The sequence below is a fragment of the Candidatus Poriferisocius sp. genome (assembly GCF_965204145.1).
In the GTDB taxonomy this organism is placed as follows: Bacteria; Actinomycetota; Acidimicrobiia; order Acidimicrobiales; family Bin134; genus Poriferisocius.
The window spans coordinates 3477296-3497018 of the sequence record NZ_OZ241977.1 but is presented as its reverse complement, the minus strand read 5'-3'; the positions used below and the strand labels follow the sequence as shown (position 1 = coordinate 3497018).

Here is a 19723-nt window from a genome sequence, read left to right as displayed (position 1 = left end):
CCGCCGAATGAAGCGCGATCAGCCGCGGCGGATGCGGCCCCGCAGTGACCGGAAGGCCAGTGATTGGGCCAAAAGCCCCACCACGCCGATGGCCAGCAACGCCCGACCCAGCGCCCAGCCGTCCCAGCCGGAGAACAGCGAGCGCATTCCCTCCAGGGCGTAGGTCATGGGGTTGAACCAGGTGATGGCGGCCAGCCAGTCGGTCATCACCTCGCGGCTCACCCAGGCAGTGGTCAAGAACATGAAGGGGAAGAACAGTAGGAAGCTGGAGTTCACCGCCGCGGGATTCCCGGTGCGCAGCGCGATGGCATAGGGAAAACCGGTGAAGGCCAGCCCCCACAAAGCTCCGAACAGCACGAACACCACCAGGCCCACCACCCCGGTGGCGCCGAAGCTCACCCCGATGGCGAATCCAACTGCGATCACCGGTATGGCCATGACCACGAACAGCGTGAAGTCGGCCACCATGAGCCCCAACAGCAGGGCGTAGCGGTTCACGGGAGTCATCAGGAGACGGTCGAAGTAGCCCTCGGAGATGTCGATCACCAGCGAGTTGGCCCGGGACATGCCGGTCACCGCGGTCATGATGGCCACCGGCAGCTGGAAGGCCTTGTAATCGATGTCGGAGACCACGTCGCCGGCCAGGTTCTGGATGGCCCCGATGGTCACCAACAAAAAGAACAGGGGGATCAGCATGGCGGGGATGATCGCCTCCAGGTCTCGGGGCAGCAGCCGCAAGGCCCGGCTGGCCACCGAGGCCATGTCGCCGAAAAACCCCGACGGGCGAGCCCGGATGACCTCGCCTCCGGCCGGGCTGGTGAGAGCGGTCTCGCTCATTCCTCAACCTCGATCCGAGCGCCGGTGAGCTCCAAGAACACGTCGTCGAGCGTGGTGGGATGGATCGACAGATCGGTCACCTCGACCCCAGCAGCCGACAAGGCCACCGCCACCGGGCTGATCACCGAGGCCCCGTCGCTGGTGGCCGCGCTCACCTCGTTGCCGTACACCTCGATATGACTGATGCCCGGCACTTGCCCGATGGCCTGGGCGGCCACGTCGGGATTGCCGGCCACCCGGGCCACCACCACGTCGGAGCCCACCGTTCGCTTGAGCTCATCGGGCGTGCCCTCGGCCACCAGACGGCCCTGGTCCAAGATGCCCACCCGGTGGGTCAGCGCGTCGGCCTCCTCCAAGTACTGGGTGGTGAGGAAGATGGTCATGCCCAGGTCTCGGTTCAAGCTCCGGATCTGCTCCCACACCACTGCCCGGCTGATGGGGTCGAGGCCGGTGGTGGGCTCGTCGAGAAACAGCACCTCGGGGTTGTGCATCAGCGCGGCGGCCAAATCCAAACGGCGTTTCATTCCCCCCGAGTAGGTGGACACCCGCCGGTCGATGGCATCCATCTCCAGCAGGGGAGCCAACTCCTCGATGCGGGTGATGACGGCGTCCCGGTGCAGGCCGTAGTAGCGGCCTTGCAGGGTCAGCGTCTCTCGGCCGGTGAGCTTGCCGTCGAGAGCGGCGTCTTGGAGGGCCACGCCGATGCTCAGGCGCACCAGATCGCCCTGGTTGGCCACGTCGTAGCCGGCCACCGAGGCCGACCCGGCGGTCATCGACGCCAGCGTGCACAGCATCCGCACCACTGTGGATTTGCCCGCGCCGTTGGGCCCCAGAAACCCGTACACCTCCCCCTCGGCGACATTCAGGTCGAGGGAGTCAACCGCCACTACGTCGCCGTAGGTTCGGCGCAGCCCTTGGGCGGAAATGGCTGCTGGCACAGCCGATGATGCTACCGAGCACCGTCGCGATATTCTCATCGCCCATGTCAGCCACAAGCAGTCCATCAGTCAGCTATGAGCTGACCGGCGACGTCGCCCTCGTCCGGGTGGACGACGGCAAAGTGAATGTGCTTTCCCACGAGGTGATCGCCGCCCTGCAAGAGTCGCTCGACCGGGCCGAAAGCGAGGCCAAAGCGGTGGTGCTGATGGGCCGACCGGGCAAGTTCACCGCCGGATTCGATCTCAAGGTGATGCAGTCGGGCCCCGAAGCGGCCAGCAACCTGTTCCGGGCGGGCATGGACTTGTTCGTCCGGCTGTACGAGTTCCCCATCCCCGTGGTGGCCGCCTGCACCGGTCACGCCTTCGCCGCCGGAGCCATATGGCTCATGTGCTGCGATGTGCGCATCGGCGCCGACGTGCCCGCCAAGATCGGGCTCAACGAAACGGCCATCGGCATGGTGCTGCCCACGTCGGTGGTCACGCTGGCCCGAGACCGGCTCTCGCCCCGCCATGTCCACTCCTCTGTCCTTCTCGCCCGGCTCTACTCGCCCGCCTCAGCCACCGACGTCGGCTACTTGGACTGGGTGGTGCCCGAAGACGAGCTGGAGGAGGCGGCAATGGCCGAAGCCGCCGGGCTGGCCGAGAGCCTCTCGATCAAGGCCTTTGCCGCCACCCGGCGCATCATCCGAGGCCCGGTGGCCGAATCCGTCCATCAGATGCTCGACGACGACACCAGATCATTCACGGTAGGACTAGCGACATGAGCGACCCGGTCATTGAATTGTTGGAGGCGGTTTGGGATTCCATCGCCCAGTTGGGTGCCGATTTGAGCGATGAGCAGTGGGATACGCCCACCGAGTGCCCCGGATGGTCGGTGCGCGATCAGGTGAGCCACATCGTCGGCCTTGAGCTGATGCTGGCCGGCGAGAAGCCCGAGCCGCCCGCCACCGAAGGCGGGCTCGAGGGCATCGCCGCCTTCAACGAGGGCCAGATCGCCCCCCGCCGTACCCGGCCCGGTGCCGAAGTGCTGGCCGAGATGAGCGACATCTGCGCCCGGCGGGTGGAGATGCTGCGGAACCTGCCCGCAGAGAAATGGGACGAGGTGGGCTTCACCCCCATCGGCGACGCCCCGTACCGGACGTTCATGCACATCCGGGTGTTCGACTGCTGGGCTCACGAACAGGACATGCGCCGGGCGCTGGGCATCCCCGGGCACCTGAGCGGCCCGGTGGTCCAGCACTGCTTGGACTGGCATGCCCGCAACATGGGTTTTGTGGTGGGCAAGAAGGCCGGCGCCCCCGAGGGCAGCACGGTGGTGTTCGCCATCGACGGCGATGCCGACGGTCCCCGGGGTGTGGCAGTGACCGACGGCCGGGCCAAGCCCTCGGCCCCGGCCGACAACCCCACCGCAACCGTGCACACCGATGTGGACACCTACAACGCGCTGTGCTGCGGTCGCACCGACCCCGCTGGAGCGCTCGCCGCCAGCCTGGTGACCCTCGCCGGCGACCGCGAGTTGGGCGAGCGGGTGGTTCTGTCGTTGCCCTACGTTTCGTGAACCGCTAGCCCGCGGCCACTCGGGCCTCGAGGTCGAGAGCCCGGGGGCTCACGGAGAGATCGAAGTTGGTACTGCCCAGCGTGCCCTCGTTCCACACCTCCCGGCTCACCAGCCATCGGGCCCAGCCCGAGACCCAACCGTCGTGGTACGACTCGAACTGCGGGGCCCACCAGTCCCGCAGCGGCAAACGGGTGGTCTGGTGGTCGGCCAGTTCAGCGGCGACACCGAGGATGTTGCTCTCCGGGAGGTGGAGCACGAAATCGGCCGACACATGTTGCGCCGAGGCGGAATCTGTCCAAGTGCGGGCCTCGTAATCCCGGAAATACCACAGGTTGGGCACCGAGATGGCGGTGTCCACCGCCACTGTCACCGGACCCTCGCCGATCGACTTGCTGTACTCGTTGAGAGCCTCGATGCGGTGCACGGTGTCGAGGTAGTCATCGGTGGTGTGGACCTGGGTCAGGAGTTCTCGCGGATCCCGCTGGTTGTCGTAGTTGACCCGCCAAGAGACGAACAGCGTGGTGGCCAGCAGACCGGCGAGCACCACCCATACCGGGACCATCCACACTCTTCTCCGGGCCTGCCACAGCACCTGGACGCCGTAACCGGCCAGAAAGCCCATCGGCACCAGAATGTGCAGCGCCAGCCACGGGAACCGCTCGCTGGCCCAGGAGTACGAGAACCAACTGGCTACCGCGGTCCACAGCATGAGCTTGCCGACAAATGAGGGGCTGCGGAAGACATGGATCGCGCCGATCACCGCGAGGATGCACACCACGTACTCGTAGAGCCCGATGGTGTACAGGTAGTAGTGCCACGGCTCGCTGCCCCGGTTGGTGTCCTGCTCGCCCCGCCAGTAGGTGATCCCCTCGGTGAAGCCGTCCACAAAGCCCGCTGAGTTGGTGAAGAAGACGGTGAACCACAGGGCGAAGAAGAACAGGAACACCGCGGCGGCCAGCACCCACCCCCACCCGGACACGCCGCGAGCGGCCCGCACCACCGGCAGGTCCCAGATCTGCGCGGGGCTGGCCCTCATGAGGATGACCATCGCCATGAGCACCCCGTAGACGCCCAGAGTGACGAAGACCTCTGCGTCGTAGTAGGCGCTGACTCCGAAGGCGATGCCCATGGGGACCAGTCCGGCCGGCAGCATCCACGACCACCCGGCGAACCTGCCCAGCGGCTTCTCGGTACGGCCCTCGCTGTTGTGCTGGGTGGCCTGCTCGGCCAACAGGGCCAAGAAGAAGCCCCCGAAGATGAACACGAAGATGAATGTGGTCTCTTTGACCGCGAAGCCCGCGGCCAACAAGAACCCGAACAGCGCGGGCAACAGCAGCCGGGGGCGGTCCAGGAATCGGACGATCACCACCATCATCGCCAGCGTGATGAAAGCGGTCAGCGAGTCCTCCCGCCCCAGACGGGTCATATAGAGGGCGATCGGGCTGAACGCCAGCACCGCAGCAGCCGTCAGGGTCACCACCGGGCCCAACGACCGGCGCAGGAACCACGGCAGCACGATGAGCCCCACCCCGGCCAAAACGGCCACCATGCGGGCGGTGGTGTGCGACTCCCCGAACACCCAGAAGAACGCCGCCGTCAGATAGAAGCGCAGCGGTCCGTGGTACACCGGGTCGTACCCTTCGAAGGTTCCCTCTAGGAACTGCCAGGAGTACCAGGCGTCGATGCTCTCGTCGTGGTGCAGGGGGCGCTCGGCCAATTCCACGAGCCGCAGCACCAGCCCGGCCACCGCCATCGTCCCGACGGCAATGGCCAGCGCCGTCTCCGGGCGACGGCGCCAGAATTTCACCGGGCTCCAGCCCCCGAGGGGCACGTCTCGTTCGCGGATCATCTCTCGCACTGCTCAGTCCACTTCGTAGACGGTATATGTGCCCTGGGCAAAGACCGGGGTGCCTCGGGCCGCCCAGAACTGCTCGTTGACCCCGGCTCGGCGCTCGATCGGCCCAACCACCACATAGTCCACTCCGTAATCATCGAGCAGTTTCTCGGTTCCCTCGAAACCGCCGAGCATGGTGCGGGCCTGCTGATGCCGTGTCGGCCAGTCGGTCACCCCGAGGTCGTTGATCCAACCGGCGAATCCCACCACCGTCTGCCGCCCGCTGAGCGCCGGCACCGGATGGGTGTGCTCGAAGCCGATCAAGAACACGCTGTCGGCTGGCGTCTGGTCCCGCGCCCACTCCCCGGCGGCCACCCCGTCGCCCGAGGCAATCGGGTGGGGCCACACGTTCACTTCGGGGTCGACCGCCTTCCAGATGTCGAGCGCCCCCGCGAAGGTGAGGGTGAAGAACAGCACGGCCGCCGCCACGATCCCGGGCCATCCGATCGAGGCCAGCCGAACCAGCACGGCGGCAACCAACAGCGACCCCAAAAGGATCACCGGGACGAACCAGTGGGTGTTGTTCCACGGATGCGACGGGGCCACCCGCACGAAGTTGGGCACGATGAGCCAAAGCCACACCGGGATCGACCCCCACAGCACGACCCGGGGCATTGTGCGCCACCAGAGCTGCGCCGCCAGCATCAGCAACAGGAACACCCCGGCGTTTCGCCACCAGAACTCGAACAGGTTGTCGTGGTCAACGGAGTAGCCGGGGGGCTGCATCCATGGTCCGTCCACCCAGGTCTCCCACACGATCTCGGTGTTCAGCGGCTTGATCCACAGTGCCGCGGGCAGCGAGAAGGCCAACGCCGGCAAGGCGAACAGCAGCCACTGCCAGCGATGGGCCAGCACCGCCCAGATCAAGCCCAACCCCAGTGCCATCCCAAATGAGTACACGTGGAATATCGGCATCAGCCCGACGATCACCCCGGCGGCGGCGAACAGCCGGCGCGACCCCGACTTGTGGGCTTCATACATGAGCACCACAACGATCAACAGCAAAGAGAACCCGGCCAGGGTCGGCCGCTGGGGGTAGAGATTCCCGGTGACCGCGTTCTCCATAAGGATGTTGCCGGCATGGTGGCGGGTGTAGTCGGTGGGCAGGTCCCAGATGATGCTCCAGCCGCCCTCGGCCCGATCGTGGAAGAAGCGGGTCCAGCCCAGCCCGCCGAACAGGGTGAACACCAGCACCGCGATCACCCCCACTGCCCGGCTGGAGAACAGCCTCACCCCCACCAGATACAAGGTGGGGATAAAGGCGAAGGCGAGGTAGCCCGACGACACCTCCAGGCCACCGAAGGCGCTCAAGCCAGCCCGGTCGAGCATGGCAGCGAAGAAGTCGATGCCGAAGTGGTAGGGCAGCCGATCGACGCCGAAGGCGGTGGGCAGTTCCGGGGGGAAGTTCTCGGCGTGGGCGAACGACGAGGCGTAGGTGAGGTGGGCCTGCCAGTCGGTCCACGACGAGAGGTGCCCGGCCAGCACACCCCCCGACCCGTCGGGCAGATAGGCCTGGTTCAAGATCCACACGGTGAGCACCCAGGCCGGGGCGGTGAGTATCAGCAGGGGGGCCGGGTTGTCGGGGCGGGAGATGGGCCGCATGAGGCGGCGCCCGAAGTCACGGCACTCGGCGCCGATCTGGCCGATGCCCGCCCGCCAGCCCGCCGCGGAGATCGCGGTGGCCACCAGGGCCGCCCCGGCCACCACCCCTCCGTTCAACCTCCCCGCGGCCCAACCCGCGGCGTATCCCACCAGGGTGACCGCCATGAAGCCGATCACCGCGCCATAGGCCACCCGCTCCTCGATGCGAAGCTTCAGACCGGTGAGATAGGTGAGGCCGATGCCCACGAGCACACAGTCGGCAAGGAGCAGCGCCACCCACAGCTTCATCAGGTCAAGAAACTAGTTCCGGGGCAGGAACCGCCCGCAGTAGTCGCGGGGCCAGGGTTGGTCGCCCCTTCGGGCGTAGAGCAGGCGGGCTCGGGCATCCTGCTCTTCGGGCGGGGCGTGGGCCGGGTTTCCGGTGCCGCCCACGGTTCTCCACGTCCGGGGCTCGAACTGGTAGGCCCCGTAGAACAATCCGTTGGCGCTCTCGACGGTGTAGTTGTTGGTGGACTCGCAGAATCGCAGGTTGTACCAATGCTGCTCAGTGGGCTCGATGAACCCGTTCTCAACCCGCTCCCGTTCGGCCATGTCGTTGATCTCGGCGATGTACACCACCCACTCGGCCGCTTCGATCGACTCCTCTACGTCGGCCAGACGACTGCTCAGATATGGGAGGGCGTCATCGAGCCGCCTGACGCGCGCCTCGGTTCGCTCCCGCTCTCCGGGCACGTTCTCTCTCGCGTCCAAGGCTTGGTCGAACACCTCGGACACTTCCGATAGCAGGGCTTTCCGCCAAAGCGCGTCGGTGGCCTCGGAAACTTCCAGAATGAAGGCCAAGTCCTCGATGTCGCCGCCCGACATGTACTCCTGGACGACCAGCCTTTCGGCCTCGTCCTTCAGCAATTGCCTGCCGGTATCCACATCGTTGAGCTGATCCAAGCGGGCAAGCTCGCGGTGCAGTTCGTCGACCGTGCGGTCCAAGGCCACTTGTGCTGCTTCGCGGGCCTCAATCGCTACCTCCAGATCCTGTTGGGCCCGTTCCAGATCACGCCATGGGGGTATCACCGCCTCTACGGCGACAGGCTGGGCGGGTTCACCCCCGTTGTCCGACTGTCCGAATGCGACTCCGCCAGCAGCCACTGCGGTGACCACCACCGCAACGAAGAGAACCGTCAAACGACTGCGTTCTTGAGCCCGCAAACTCTCTCCCCAATTCGGCTACCCTCGAAACGGGTCTCCCGCTACACCTTTCAGGGCAGCAAGACCCCTACCGGCTGACACAAATCTACCGAATATGCCCCCTATTCCTTCAAACGGCCCTGCCCAGCCCAGGCTGGCCCAAGACGTTGACGCGATCCTGATCGTTTCCTTCGGCGGGCCGGAGGGGCCCGACGACGTGATGCCGTTTCTGCGCAATGTGACCCGGGGACGGGGCATCGGCGACGACCGATTGGCCGCAGTGGCCGAGCACTACCACCTGTTCGGCGGGGTCAGCCCCATCAACCAGTGCAATCGCGACCTGGTCGCCGCCCTGGCCGCGGAGCTGGATTCCCGGGGGGTGGATCTTCCGGTGTACTGGGGCAACCGAAACTGGTCGCCGATGCTGGCCGACACCGTGGCCCAGATGCGCGACGACGGGATCTCCCGGGCGATCGGGTTCGCCACCTCGGCCTTCGGCTCCTACTCCGGCTGCCGCCAGTACGCCGAGGACATCGAGCGGGCTCGGGCGGCGGCCGGCCCCGACGCTCCGATGATTCACAAGCTGCCCCCGTTCTGGGATCAGGAGGGATTCTTGTCGGCCATGGCCGAGAACCTGGCCATCGCCCGCCAAACCGAGCCCAGCGCCCCGGTGGTGTTCACCGCCCACAGCATCCCCCAGTCGATGGCGGCCGCCGCCCCCTATGTGGCCCAGGTGCACGAGGCCTGCCGCCGGGTGGCGGAGCGCACCGCAACGAGCCAGTGGTCGCTGGCCTACCAGAGCCGCAGCGGCCCGCCCCAGGTGCCGTGGCTGGAGCCCGACATCGCCGATGAGCTCGACCGGCAGGCCCAAAGCGGGGCCGACGCGGTGGTAGTGGTGCCCATCGGCTTCGTGTGCGACCACATCGAGGTGGTCTACGACCTCGACATCGAAATCCGCCAGCACGCCGACATGCTCGGACTGCGGTTCACCCGAGTCCCCACTGTGGGCATCCACCCCGCGTTCGTCGAGATGATCGCCGATCTCGTGCTGGGCCCCCCGCCGACAGCCTGCCCCGCCGACTGCTGTCTGCGCTAGAGGCTGCTATTCGCGAGAGCCGATCTCGGTGTTGATCCAGGCGATGAGCTGCGCCTGGTTGCGGGTTTGGGTCAAGATGTCGCCGGGGCCGGCGAAGTGGAACACGAAGCCCTCGCCCGACTTCATCGACTGGATCGAGCGGCCCTCCACCGCCCGGCGCAACTCGTAGCTGACCGTGTCGGGGAACGCCAGCATGTGGCTGGTGTCCACCACCACCGTCTCGCCCGCGGCCAGCGAGATCACGTCGATCGCCCCGTAGGAGGCCACCACCACGTTGCCGGTGCCCTCAGCGTGGGCCATGAAGCCGCCCTCGCCGCCGACCAGCGACTTGAAGCCGCCCCACTTGGTGTCCATCTCCACCGAGGCGTCGGAGGCCAGCCAGTTGCCCCGCTCGATGATCCATGCCTGTGAGCCGTCCAGCTCGATCACCCGGAGGTCGCCGGGCAGCTTGGCGGCCACATCCACCCAGCCGCCTTCTGCCGGAGCCGTGTAGGTGGAAATGAACAGCGACTCTCCGCCTAGAACGCTGCGCTTGAGCCCCTTGAGCACGCCGCCTTCCATCTTGGCCTCGAGCGACATTCCCGAGGAGTGGGCCGACATGGCCCCGGCCTCGACTTTGACCTGTTCGCCCCCGCCGAGAGTGCACCGGGCGACCGCAAAACTGGGGGCATGACGGATATCTACCTGCATGGCGGGGAGCCTATCGACCGTCTTCGGGAAACTGGTGGCGACCTCGGGCAATTTTCCCTGTCCGCTACCCGATGTTTTTGTCCTGGCCTTCCCAGTACGGCGCCCGCAGCTCCCGCTTGAGCACCTTCATGGCCCCCGACAGGGGCAGCGGCTCTGCTCGGAACTCCACCGACTTGGGCACCTTGTAGCCGGCGATGGTCTGGCGGGCGTGCTCGCACACCTCGTCTTCGGTGAGCTCATGGCCCGGTGTGGGCACCACCACGGCGTGGACGGCCTCCCCCCATGTGGGGTCGGGAATGCCGATCACCGCCACCTGGGCCACGCCGGGATGGGTGGAGATGGCGCTCTCCACCTCAGAGGAGTACACGTTCTCGCCGCCCGACACGATCATGTCCTTCACCCGGTCGACCAGGAACAGATAGCCGTCCTCGTCGAGGTATCCGGCGTCGCCGCTGTGGTACCAGCCGTCCCGGAACGCCTCGGCGGTGGCCTCGGGCTTGTTCCAGTACTCCCGCATGTAGCTGCCGGCCCGGGCGCACACCTCGCCGATCTCGCCGGTGGGCAGCATGTTGCCGTCCTCGTCTTGGATGCAGAGGTTCACGCCGAGCACCGAGCGGCCCACCGACCGCAGCCGGGGGCCGCCGGCCACATGGTCTTCGGCGGTGAGAAACGTGAGCACCGACGAGCACTCGGTCATGCCGTAGGCCTGGAGCAGGTTCACATCGGGCAAGTGCTCCAGCAGATGGCTCAAGATGGCCTCGGGCATCGGCGATGCGCCGTACACCAGCTCTCGCAGCGATGCCAGCCGCTCGGGCCGGTATTCGGGGTGCTGGAGGCACAGGCCGATCATGGTGGGCACCATCACCGTCTGGGTGATGCCCTCGGCCTCGATGAGGTTCATCACCCCGCCGGGATCGAAGGCGGGAATGGTCACCATCTTGGAACCGGTGGCCGGAATCACCAGCAAGCTGGCCATGGATGCGGCGTGGAACAGCGGCGTCTGATTCAAGAACACGTCGTCGTCCCTCGTGCCCCCCAACCCGATGGCCACGTGGTACACGTTGAGCATCTCGGCCCGCTGCTGCAACAGCACCCCCTTGGGCAGGCCGGTGGTGCCGCCGGTGTACATGAGCACCACCGGGTCTTCCTCCTCGGGCTCCGGCGGCGTGGCGGTGTCGCCGGCGGCCACCAAATCCTCATAGGCCACGTCGTGGGGCACGTCGCCGGGGCCGATGAGCACAACCTTGCGGATGGGGCTGTCACCAGCGGCTTCCATGGCGTTCACGAACGCCTCGGCGAAGAAGGCATCGACAAAGGCCACTTCGGTGCCCGAGTCCCGCACGATGTAGTCCAGCTCGGGGCCGGCCAAGCGCAAGTTCAGCGGGTTCACGATGCCGGCACCCAGATAGCAGGCGTGGTACAGCTCCAAGTAGGACGCGCTGTTGAGGGCCATGATGGCCACCCGATCGCCCTTCTTCACCCCGAGCTCGCTTCCCATGGCGTTGGCCAGCCGGGTGACCCGCTCGCCGTGGGTGGCGAAATCCGGCCGGTAGGCACCGTCGACGATTACCTCTCTGTTGGCGTATCGCTCCACTGCCGGGTAGAACAGCCGGTGATAGATCAGCTCTTTCATGAGCGCAACCGTAGCGCGGCGCCGAGCGGGCCGGAGCGGGTCGAAGGAGGCGAAATGGACGTCGAAACCACGGTGCGATGGCTGAAGGATCGGGAGTTGATCAAAGAGGTTCCCCAGCGGTACGCCCGAGGAATCGACCTCATTGATTTCGACCTAGTGCGGTCGAGTTTCCACCCCGACTGCCAGATCTCCGGGACGGTGATCTCCGGACCCCTCGACCCCTACCTCGACTGGACCGAGAAGGAGCTGCACAAGTTCGAGGCCACCCTGCACTTCATGGGCAACCAGTACATCGACCTGGAAGAAGGCGCCGATGAGGGCCACATCGAGACCTGGGCGGTGGCCTACCACATGCGCCCGGAGGACTCGGATGACGGCGACCTCATCTTGGGCCTGCACTACTGCGACGACGTGGCCCGCTTCGACGACCGCTGGCTAATCACCGCCCGCACCGCCCGCCCCCAGTGGGCCCGCGGCGCCTTCCCCGCACCCCCCGAAGAGCTGAAGAGCGACTGGCACGACGTGGACCTGCGCCACGTGTGACCGATTCTCGGGTCAGGGTCCGAGCAGGTCGGCGATGAGCTCTCGGATCTGCTGCAATGCGACGTACCCGACGTTCGTGTCCGTCGTTTCGACGACGCGGTCGACGCTGATGGTGGTCGGTAGGTGTGCCTGGGCCATGCCGAATCCGGCGATATCGACCTCGCTCAACCATCCCCTCCTGTTGGTCGTGCAGGGCACAACTGCGATCGCGTGCTGACGGAACTCGAGCACGTCATCGGAGGTGACCACAATCGCCGGCCGAACGAATCCCGGCTCGCCCCGCGCCGGCGTCCCGAAATCGCAGCGGACCACGTCACCGGCTCGCATCAGCGACATCTCCCGCAGACGCATCAAGCACGGCATTGTCTTCAACATCGAGCGGGGCGCTTGCCAGCTGAGCCCCGATAATGCGACGGCGCTCCCGCCGGATCATCTTCTCAAGCTGCGCATCAAATGTGAGCCCCTCGCGATCCGCAAGCTGGCGAAGCGCATCCCGATTCCGGACCGAAACCTTAATGGTAGTCGAATCAGGCATACCATCGAGTATACCCATGAGCATCCGCCCCTAGCAGCCGACGCCTGCCTCTCAGGACTCCCCCACCATGGCCTGAACCCCGCAAATTCAAATTACTACTTTCAATTATCGCCTTGGGCGGGGGTTGGGCTTGCTCAGTCCACCCCTAACAGGTGGGCCAAGGGATACTGCGGGCAGGCGCCCAGTCAGTCCATCTGCCTCACCGGAAGCACCGACAATTGAGCTTCTACATGTCACACTTATTTCATGTCTGAACTCGCCGAAGACGCCAGCTCAGAGATGTCCAAGCGCTCCTTCCTGGTCGTGTGCCAGACGGCCCGGTTCTCCGCGGTGTGGATCCTTTTGGGGGTGGTGTTCCCGTGGGTTCGGGTCAGCGGGACGACGTCCTATATAGCCGACAGCGGGCTGGAGGTCGGCGTGTCGTCCCGCACCGTGGAGGGGTACGAGACCGCCGACGGCATATGGGTGTTCATACTTGGGTTCGCCGTCATCGTGGCTGTCGCCGTCTACAAGAGCTCCGAGCGGCTGTGGGCGCTCGTTCTAGCAGCTATGTCTTCGCTGGCCATCCTCGCAACCGCGATCATTGACATGGCATCGCTGCATCGACTGGCGGGCGACTGGCCCGAACCGCGGGAGGCGAGCGTCCACTTCGGTCTGTACATCGTGCTGATCGCCAGCCTCTTCCTGGCCGTGTCAATCGCAGTGCTGGTCTGGGAGTACGCGAGACAGGACAAGGCCGGCCGATAGCAGGGCCCATCCGCAAGCAGCTTCCTCGCCGCCCACTACACACCCGCAGCCAGCAATCTCGAGACCCAGCCCCACCCCGCCAGCCGCCACCCGACTACGACTGAGCACCTCCCATAACTGTCTCAATCTCGTCCGACGAGCAGCACAGGGGAAAGAGCGGGCAGACTACGGCTATGGGTGATCGACCAGTGGCGTTTGTGACCGGGGCTAGCCGGGGGATTGGGAAGTCTTGCTCGGTGCATTTGGCCCGGGCGGGGTTTGATGTGGCGGTGTCGGCTCGCACCGTGCAGGAGGGCGAGCAGCGGGAGCACTCATCCACGGTGCAGCGGTCGGACACCTCGCCGCTGCCTGGCAGCCTGTCGGCCACTGCCGCGCTGGTGGCCGAGGCGGGGGGCGAGGCGCTGATCGTGGCAGCCGATCTTCTTGACTTCGACTCCCTGGAGGCCGCGGCCGCCGAGGTGCTGGAGCGGTGGGGGCGGGTGGACGTGCTGGTGAACAACGGGCGCTATATCGGCCCCGGCCACATGGACCGGCTTTTGGACACCCCCATCGAGCTTCTGGACCGCCATTTGAAGGCCAACTGCTTGGCCCCGCTGGTGCTGGCCAAGGCGTTCTTGCCCCAGATGGTGGAGCGGGGCAGTGGAACCCTGGTGAACATCACCTCGGCCGCGGGCTATGCCGATCCCACCGAGGCAGCGGGCGACGGGGGCTGGGGCATGGGGTATGGCATCAGCAAGGGCGCCTTTCACCGGGTGGCCGGGTTCTTGGCCGCGGAGCACGGCAGCCAGGGCATCAACACCTTCAACGTGCAGCCGGGGTATATCTCCACCGAGCGCATCGCCCAGGACATGGCCCAGTTCGGCTTCGAGGACACCGGCCAGCCCGCCGATGTGATCGGCGCGGTGGTGGCCTGGCTGGCCACCGATCCCGAGGCCGCGGAGCTGAACGGCACCAATATCGAAGCCCAGTTCTTCTGCCATGAGCGGGGCCTGTTGCCCGGCTGGGCCGGTCCCGAGCCCAACACCGCCGCCATCCGCTACGACCTGAGCGGCGCCGTTTTGGCCGACAAAGAGGCCCAGCTCCTGGCCCAGGCCTCCCAAGGGTGACCGCTTCGGACACGGCTGGCAGTGACTCGAGCAGGTGGCTCGACCTGTGCGCGGTCATGCCGGTGTACAACGAGGAGGAGATCATCGGCCAGGTGGCCGAGAGCTGGCTCGAGGTTCTCGACGGCCTGGGGATCGAATACGAGCTGGTGGCCATCGTGGACGGGGCGACCGACGCCAGCGAGCAAGTTCTGCTGGCCGTGGCCGAGCGCCATGAGCGCCTTCTGGTGGACGTCAAGCCCAACAGCGGCCACGGGCCGACCATTCTGCGGGGCTACTGGCGCGGGGCGCTCTCCGCAGACTGGGTGTTCCAGACCGACTCCGACGACGAGATGCCCGCGGCTTCGTTCGGCGAGCTGTGGAGCCTGCGCCACGACGCGGACGCGGTGGTCGGCGTCCGCACCAGCCGGATCCAGTCGGTTGGCCGGCGAGTCATTACCCGGGCCGCTCGGCTGACCGCCCGAGCCGCCTTCGGCTGTCGGCTGGCCGACGTGAACTGCCCCTATCGACTGATGCGGTCGAGTGCGCTGTTGCCGTTGCTGGACTTGATTCCCGACGACACCTTCGCCCCCAACGTGGTGCTGTCGGGCATGTTGGCCCGATCCGGCGCCCGGTTGGCCGAGGTGCCCGTGCCCCACCACGACCGCACCACCGGAGAGGTGTCTATCCTGGGTTGGCGGGCGCTTCGGGCCGCTTTCCGCTCCTTTCGCCAAACCGTGCGCCTCAGCCGCACTCCCATCCCCAAAATCTGACTGTAAGCTGCCGATTTCCGCCCAACTGTCACCCAGGACGGGTACCGTCTAATTGGGCCTCGCCCACTCCAACTTCCCCCTACGAAAACCCGTTAAGGCAATCATGCCCCAGCGATCAAAGACCCTGTTCGACGCCGAGACGGACAACCCCGACACCGAGGTCGATTTCGCCCGTGAACTGGTGAGAGTCCCCGTGGCCGAGGAGATGTCGGAGTCGTTTCTGGCCTACTCCCTGTCGGTCATCACCTCCCGGGCCATCCCCGACGCCCGCGACGGGCTGAAGCCGGTGCAGCGCCGCATCCTCTACTCCATGCTCAACATGGGAATCCGCCCCGACGGCCCCCACCGCAAGAGCGCCCGGGTGGTGGGCGACACCATGGGCAAGTACCACCCCCACGGCGATGCCGCCATCTACGACGCCCTCGTGAGGCTGGCCCAGGAGTTCTCCCGGCCCATCACCCTGATCGACCCCCACGGCAACTTCGGCACCCTCGACGATCCCCCGGCCGCCCCCCGCTACACCGAGTGCCGCCTGGCCGACGCGGCCATGGAGATGCTGGCCGAGATCGACGAGGACACCGTGGACCACCGGCCGACCTACGACGGCGAGAGCGCTGAGCCCGAGTGCCTGCCGGGACGGCTGCCCAACCTGCTGGTGAACGGCACCACCGGCATCGCGGTGGGCATGGCCACCAACATGGCCCCCCACAACCTGCGGGAGGTGGCCGAGGCCATCCGGCTGGTGATGACCAAGCGCCGGCCCAAGCCCACCATCGACGAGCTGTTGAAGGCGCTGCCCGGCCCCGACTTCCCCTCCGGGGGTTTGGCCATCGACTCCGAGGAGGGCGGGCTGCGCCAGGTCTACGAGAGCGGGCGGGGTTCGATCCGCGTCCAGGCCAAGATGGCACCGGTGAAGCTCACCCGCAGCCGGAAGGGCATCGAGGTCACCGAGCTCCCCTACATGGTCGGACCCGAGAAGGTGGTGAAGCGCATCAACGACCTGATCGTGGACGGCAAGCTGCCCGGCATCCACGATGCCCGCAACCTGTCGGACCGACACCACGGGCTGCGCATCCTGATCGAGTGCGAGCCCCATGTGGAGCCCGAGAAGCTGTACTACGACCTGTTCCGCCTCACCCCGCTGGAGGAGACCTTCGCGGTGAACAACGTGGTGCTGGTGAACGGGGTGCCCACCACCGTGGGCCTCTACGACCTGTGCCGCCACTACATCGACCACCGCCTCGACGTGGTGGTGCGACGCACCCGGTACCGCCTGGGCCGGGCCCGCGACCGCCACCACATTTTGGAAGGGCTGATCACCGCCCTGGACAACATCGATGAGGTGGTGGCCATCATCCGGAGATCAGATGATGCCGCCGAGGCCCGGCAGCGGTTGCAGGATGCCCTGGATCTGACGGAGGTCCAGGCGGCCCACATCCTGGACATGCAGCTGCGGCGGCTCACCGCGCTGGAGAAGCAGAAGATCATCGACGAGCGCGACGAGCTGGTCGCCCTGATCGACCACCTGGAGAAGCTGCTGGGCTCAGAGCAGCGTCAGCGCACCTTGGTGTTGAAGGAGCTCGACGACTTGGTGGAGCGGTTCGGGCAGGATCGCCGGACCGAAATCGTGTCGCACCAGAACGCCCCGGTGTATGAGGCCACCCCGGTTGAGGAGCTGACCCCGACAGCCGAGGGGCCGTGTGTGGTCACGCTGTCCACTACCGGCATCGTGGGCCGGGCATCGGTCGGGGGACGCCGGCGATCCCAGTTCGGGCGCCACGACTTGTTGACCGCATCGGTGGAGGCCGGCCTCGGCGACACTGTGCTGGCCGTCACCTCGGCCGGTCGGGTGATCGCCTCACCGGTCTCGGCCATTCCCGAGGTTTCGGGACGCAGCCGGGGCGCGGGGGCGTCCGAGGTGTTCGGAACCATTCGCAGCGAGGCGGTGCTCACCCTGGTGCTGCCCGGCAGTGATCCTCTGGTGCTGGTCACCGCGGGCGGCACGGTGAAGCGTGTGGACCTGTCCGACGCCGACAAGGGCCGAGCGGCCAAGCAGGTCATCAAGCTGAAGCCCGGCGACAAGGTGGAGGCCGCGTTCTCTGCGCCGGAGGCCGCCGAGATGGTGCTGGTCAGCGCGCAGGGCCGGGCACTGCGGGCCCCGGTCGAATCAGTCTCCGTCCAAGGGCGGGGGGCATCGGGGGTCAGGGGCATGAAGCTCAAGAACGGCGACCGGATCATCGCCGCCGCCGGTGTGGCCGGCGACGAGGCCGTGATCATGGTGGACGCCAACGGCTCGGTGGCCATCACCCCGGTTACCGACATCCCACCCACCGGGCGGGACGGGCTCGGCACCCAGTTGGGCGAAGGGGGGCATCTGGCCATGGCCGTGGTGACGCTCCCGGCCGACCTTCTGGCCGAGGTGGACGACGGTGGCAAGCCAGCCAAGGCTCCGGTGCCGTTCCCGCTGGAGAACGGTGACGCCGGCCACGCCGCCGTCCTGAGCGTGGGAATGCCCCGATGGTGACCCAGACCGCCCGCGCCCGCAGCAAGAATGCCGACTTGTTCACCCCTCCCAACGGGGGAAACGGCAACGGCAGCTACGAAGCCTCCGACATCGTCACCCTCGAGGGGTTGGAAGCCGTCCGCAAGCGGCCCGGCATGTACATCGGGGGCACTGGAAGCGACGGCCTCATGCACCTGGTGTGGGAGCTCATCGACAACGGGGTGGACGAGGCCGGGGCCGGCTTCGCCACCCGCATCGACGTGACCCTCCACGCCGACGGATCAATCGAGGTCGCCGACAACGGCCGGGGCATCCCGATCGACCCCCATCCCACCAAGAAGGTGTCGGCGCTTGAGGTGGTGCTCACCGAGCTGCACTCCGGCGGCAAGTTCGGCGGCGGGGTGTACGGCGCCTCCGGCGGGCTGCACGGGGTGGGTGCCTCGGTGGTCAACGCCCTGTCCACCCAGCTCCGGGCCGAGGTGGACCGCGATGGCGCGACCCGGCAGCTTTGGTTCGTCAAGCAGAAGGCCGGCCAGTTCGACGGTGACAAGTTCGTCAAGGGCCACAAGCTCCGCCGGGTCCGCTCCACCCGCAAAACTGGCACCCGCATTCGCTTCTGGCCCGACCGGGACATGTTCGATCCCGACGCGGCAGTGGACTTCGAAGCCATCCGCCAGCGGGCCCAACAGGCCTGCTTCTTGGTGCCCGGACTGCGGATCAGGCTGGAGGACAAGCGCCGGGGCCACGACAACGAGCCGGTCGACTTGATCTCCCACGGGGGGCTGGCCGATCTGGTGGGCCACCTCTCGGCGTCTGATGCTGTCACCGAGGTCATCTCCATTCCCGGAGCAGAGGAGTTCGAGGAGAAGGTGCCGGTGGACGGCTCTATGGAAGTGGTCACCCGGCAGTGCCAGGTGGACATTGCCATGCGCTGGGTCAAGGACTACGACACCAAGGTGGCCACGTTCGTCAACACCATCCCCACCCCCCACGGGGGCACCCATCTGGCCGGCTTCGAGAGGGCCCTGACCCGGGCGGTCAACGACAGCCTGCTGGCCGACTCCAAGAAGCTGGCCCGCCTGGCCAAACAGGGCAACGACCGGGCTCAGCGCGAAGACGTGCAGGAGGGTCTGGTGGCCGCGGTCAAGGTCACCCTGCCCGAGCCGCAATTCCGGGGCCAGACCAAGCAGGAACTGGGCACTCCGCCGGTGCAGTCCATCGTCTACAACGTGCTCAAAGACGGGTTGGAGAGCTGGTTCCAGACCGGGCCAAAAAGCCATGTCACCGCCCTTCAGTCCAAGATCGCCGATGCGGTGGTGAGCCGGGTGTCGGCCCGCCAGACCCTGGAGAACAAGCGCCGGGCCGCATCGCTGGGCTCCACCGGAATGCCCGACAAGCTGGCCGACTGCCGGGTTCACGGCCCGGAGTCCGAGCTCATCCTGGTGGAGGGCGATTCGGCCGCCGGGCCGGCCAAGGCCGGGCGCAACGCCGAGAACATGGCCATCCTCCCCCTGCGGGGAAAGGTGGTGAACGCCGCCAAGTCGTCGGTGAAGCAGGTGCTGGACAACGCCGAGGCCCAGGCCCTGTTCACCGCCATGGGGGCGGGCTCCGGCGACGACTTCGACATCGCCAAGGCCCGCTACGGGCGCATCGTGATCCTGTGCGATGCCGACGTGGACGGCAGCCACATCCGCTGCCTTCTGCTCACCCTCATCCACCGCTTCATGCGCCCGATGCTGGAGGCAGGACGGGTGTACGCCGCCCAGCCCCCGCTGTACACGGCCAAGGTGGGCGACCAGACCCACCGGGCGTGGTCGGATGCCGAACGCGACGAGATCACCGCCGAGCTGGCCAAGGGCAACCGCAAGGCCGAGAACATCCGGTGGTCCCGGTTCAAGGGACTGGGCGAGATGGACACCGACGAGCTGGCCGAGTGCGCCCTCGACCCGGCCACCCGCACTCTTCGACAGCTCACCATCGATGATGTGAAGAAGGCAGAGGAGATGTTCGAGACCCTGATGGGCTCCGATGTGAGCCGCCGCAAGGACTTCCTCATCGCCCACAGCGAGCTGGTCGACCGCGACGCTCTGGACTACTGACCTTCAAGAGA

At 66.7% G+C, this 19723-nt stretch carries 18 protein-coding genes; 9 read left to right on the top strand and 9 right to left on the bottom strand.

Annotated features, from left to right (window positions below):
- Positions 1-18 precede the first annotated feature (18 nt).
- Both ACOGI7_RS16365 and ACOGI7_RS16360 read right to left on the bottom strand, forming a co-directional pair.
- A complete protein-coding gene (locus ACOGI7_RS16365; protein WP_419849805.1) occupies positions 19-837 on the bottom strand; it encodes an ABC transporter permease in 819 nt (272 codons plus the stop codon).
- On the bottom strand, positions 834-1775 hold the full coding sequence (locus tag ACOGI7_RS16360) for an ATP-binding cassette domain-containing protein (RefSeq protein WP_419849804.1): 942 nt from the start codon (positions 1773-1775) through the stop codon (positions 834-836). The genes ACOGI7_RS16365 and ACOGI7_RS16360 overlap by 4 nt, the downstream gene beginning before the upstream one ends.
- 44 nt (positions 1776-1819) lie before the next feature.
- On the opposite strand from ACOGI7_RS16360, the gene ACOGI7_RS16355 reads away from it, so the two are divergent.
- Both ACOGI7_RS16355 and ACOGI7_RS16350 read left to right on the top strand, forming a co-directional pair.
- Complete coding sequence (locus ACOGI7_RS16355) at positions 1820-2539, top strand: crotonase/enoyl-CoA hydratase family protein (protein WP_419849803.1); 720 nt, start codon at positions 1820-1822, stop codon at positions 2537-2539.
- The gene (locus ACOGI7_RS16350) at positions 2536-3333 is read left to right on the top strand and encodes a maleylpyruvate isomerase family mycothiol-dependent enzyme (RefSeq protein WP_419849802.1); all 798 of its coding nucleotides are present in this window, start codon (positions 2536-2538) and stop codon (positions 3331-3333) included. The genes ACOGI7_RS16355 and ACOGI7_RS16350 overlap by 4 nt, the downstream gene beginning before the upstream one ends.
- 4 nt (positions 3334-3337) lie before the next feature.
- On the opposite strand, the gene ACOGI7_RS16345 is transcribed toward ACOGI7_RS16350, so the two are convergent.
- The 3 genes from ACOGI7_RS16345 to ACOGI7_RS16335 are packed head-to-tail and all read right to left on the bottom strand — an operon-like array spanning position 3338 to position 8008.
- Positions 3338-5182 (bottom strand): flippase activity-associated protein Agl23, encoded by a 1845-nt coding sequence (locus tag ACOGI7_RS16345; protein WP_419849801.1) that lies wholly within the window; start codon positions 5180-5182, stop codon positions 3338-3340.
- A gap of 12 nt (positions 5183-5194) precedes the next feature.
- Entirely contained in the window at positions 5195-7117 is a 1923-nt protein-coding gene (locus ACOGI7_RS16340; RefSeq protein WP_419849800.1) for a hypothetical protein, read from the bottom strand.
- 12 nt (positions 7118-7129) lie between these two features.
- Positions 7130-8008, bottom strand: a complete 879-nt coding sequence (locus tag ACOGI7_RS16335; RefSeq protein ID WP_419849799.1) for a transglycosylase family protein — start codon at positions 8006-8008, stop codon at positions 7130-7132.
- Positions 8009-8126: 118 nt separating this feature from the next.
- Here ACOGI7_RS16335 and ACOGI7_RS16330 point away from each other — a divergent pair, with 118 nt between their 5' ends.
- Positions 8127-9107 (top strand): ferrochelatase, encoded by a 981-nt coding sequence (locus ACOGI7_RS16330; protein ID WP_419849798.1) that lies wholly within the window; start codon positions 8127-8129, stop codon positions 9105-9107.
- A 6-nt stretch (positions 9108-9113) separates the two neighbouring features.
- On the opposite strand, the gene ACOGI7_RS16325 is transcribed toward ACOGI7_RS16330, so the two are convergent.
- Both ACOGI7_RS16325 and ACOGI7_RS16320 read right to left on the bottom strand, forming a co-directional pair.
- Positions 9114-9797: a TIGR00266 family protein gene (locus ACOGI7_RS16325; protein ID WP_419849797.1), complete on the bottom strand. Its 684-nt coding sequence runs from the start codon at positions 9795-9797 to the stop codon at positions 9114-9116.
- 64 nt (positions 9798-9861) lie between these two features.
- Positions 9862-11430, bottom strand: coding sequence for a long-chain-fatty-acid--CoA ligase (locus ACOGI7_RS16320; RefSeq protein ID WP_419849796.1), 1569 nt, complete (start codon positions 11428-11430; stop codon positions 9862-9864).
- Positions 11431-11484: 54 nt separating this feature from the next.
- On the opposite strand from ACOGI7_RS16320, the gene ACOGI7_RS16315 reads away from it, so the two are divergent.
- Positions 11485-11973: a nuclear transport factor 2 family protein gene (locus ACOGI7_RS16315; protein WP_419849795.1), complete on the top strand. Its 489-nt coding sequence runs from the start codon at positions 11485-11487 to the stop codon at positions 11971-11973.
- Between the two features lie 12 nt (positions 11974-11985).
- Here the strand turns inward: ACOGI7_RS16315 and ACOGI7_RS16310 are convergent, their stop codons facing one another.
- Together ACOGI7_RS16310 and ACOGI7_RS16305 are read right to left on the bottom strand one after the other, a co-directional pair.
- A complete protein-coding gene (locus ACOGI7_RS16310) occupies positions 11986-12309 on the bottom strand; it encodes a type II toxin-antitoxin system PemK/MazF family toxin (RefSeq protein WP_419849794.1) in 324 nt (107 codons plus the stop codon).
- Positions 12287-12508 carry a hypothetical protein gene (locus ACOGI7_RS16305; RefSeq protein ID WP_419849793.1) on the bottom strand — a complete coding sequence of 74 codons (222 nt, stop codon included), beginning with the start codon at positions 12506-12508 and terminating at the stop codon, positions 12287-12289. Before ACOGI7_RS16305 ends, ACOGI7_RS16310 begins: the two co-directional genes overlap by 23 nt.
- Before the next feature lie 246 nt (positions 12509-12754).
- Here ACOGI7_RS16305 and ACOGI7_RS16300 point away from each other — a divergent pair, with 246 nt between their 5' ends.
- From ACOGI7_RS16300 to ACOGI7_RS16280, 5 genes are all read left to right on the top strand, one after another.
- The gene (locus ACOGI7_RS16300) at positions 12755-13255 is read left to right on the top strand and encodes a hypothetical protein (RefSeq protein WP_419849792.1); all 501 of its coding nucleotides are present in this window, start codon (positions 12755-12757) and stop codon (positions 13253-13255) included.
- 173 nt (positions 13256-13428) lie between these two features.
- A complete protein-coding gene (locus ACOGI7_RS16295; protein ID WP_419849791.1) occupies positions 13429-14361 on the top strand; it encodes an SDR family NAD(P)-dependent oxidoreductase in 933 nt (310 codons plus the stop codon).
- Positions 14358-15110, top strand: a complete 753-nt coding sequence (locus tag ACOGI7_RS16290) for a glycosyltransferase family 2 protein (protein ID WP_419849790.1) — start codon at positions 14358-14360, stop codon at positions 15108-15110. Before ACOGI7_RS16295 ends, ACOGI7_RS16290 begins: the two co-directional genes overlap by 4 nt.
- A gap of 103 nt (positions 15111-15213) precedes the next feature.
- Positions 15214-17634 carry a DNA gyrase/topoisomerase IV subunit A gene (locus tag ACOGI7_RS16285; RefSeq protein WP_419849789.1) on the top strand — a complete coding sequence of 807 codons (2421 nt, stop codon included), beginning with the start codon at positions 15214-15216 and terminating at the stop codon, positions 17632-17634.
- The gene (locus ACOGI7_RS16280; RefSeq protein WP_419849788.1) at positions 17628-19712 is read left to right on the top strand and encodes a DNA gyrase/topoisomerase IV subunit B; all 2085 of its coding nucleotides are present in this window, start codon (positions 17628-17630) and stop codon (positions 19710-19712) included. Before ACOGI7_RS16285 ends, ACOGI7_RS16280 begins: the two co-directional genes overlap by 7 nt.
- The last annotated feature ends 11 nt before the right edge of the window (positions 19713-19723 follow it).

Bases quoted from the DNA above. Each gene is read 5' to 3' on its own strand.
- ACOGI7_RS16365 (WP_419849805.1), bottom strand. From the start codon at position 837: ATGAGCGAGACCGCTCTCACCAGCCCGGCCGGAGGCGAGGTCATCCGG.
- ACOGI7_RS16355 (WP_419849803.1), top strand. From the start codon at position 1,820: ATGTCAGCCACAAGCAGTCCATCAGTCAGCTATGAGCTGACCGGCGAC.
- ACOGI7_RS16350 (WP_419849802.1), top strand. From the start codon at position 2,536: ATGAGCGACCCGGTCATTGAATTGTTGGAGGCGGTTTGGGATTCCATC.
- ACOGI7_RS16345 (WP_419849801.1), bottom strand. From the start codon at position 5,182: ATGATCCGCGAACGAGACGTGCCCCTCGGGGGCTGGAGCCCGGTGAAA.
- ACOGI7_RS16340 (WP_419849800.1), bottom strand. From the start codon at position 7,117: ATGAAGCTGTGGGTGGCGCTGCTCCTTGCCGACTGTGTGCTCGTGGGC.
- ACOGI7_RS16330 (WP_419849798.1), top strand. From the start codon at position 8,127: ATGCCCCCTATTCCTTCAAACGGCCCTGCCCAGCCCAGGCTGGCCCAA.
- ACOGI7_RS16325 (WP_419849797.1), bottom strand. From the start codon at position 9,797: ATGCAGGTAGATATCCGTCATGCCCCCAGTTTTGCGGTCGCCCGGTGC.
- ACOGI7_RS16320 (WP_419849796.1), bottom strand. From the start codon at position 11,430: ATGAAAGAGCTGATCTATCACCGGCTGTTCTACCCGGCAGTGGAGCGA.
- ACOGI7_RS16315 (WP_419849795.1), top strand. From the start codon at position 11,485: ATGGACGTCGAAACCACGGTGCGATGGCTGAAGGATCGGGAGTTGATC.
- ACOGI7_RS16310 (WP_419849794.1), bottom strand. From the start codon at position 12,309: ATGTCGCTGATGCGAGCCGGTGACGTGGTCCGCTGCGATTTCGGGACG.
- ACOGI7_RS16305 (WP_419849793.1), bottom strand. From the start codon at position 12,508: ATGCCTGATTCGACTACCATTAAGGTTTCGGTCCGGAATCGGGATGCG.
- ACOGI7_RS16300 (WP_419849792.1), top strand. From the start codon at position 12,755: ATGTCTGAACTCGCCGAAGACGCCAGCTCAGAGATGTCCAAGCGCTCC.
- ACOGI7_RS16295 (WP_419849791.1), top strand. From the start codon at position 13,429: ATGGGTGATCGACCAGTGGCGTTTGTGACCGGGGCTAGCCGGGGGATT.
- ACOGI7_RS16285 (WP_419849789.1), top strand. From the start codon at position 15,214: ATGCCCCAGCGATCAAAGACCCTGTTCGACGCCGAGACGGACAACCCC.
- ACOGI7_RS16280 (WP_419849788.1), top strand. From the start codon at position 17,628: ATGGTGACCCAGACCGCCCGCGCCCGCAGCAAGAATGCCGACTTGTTC.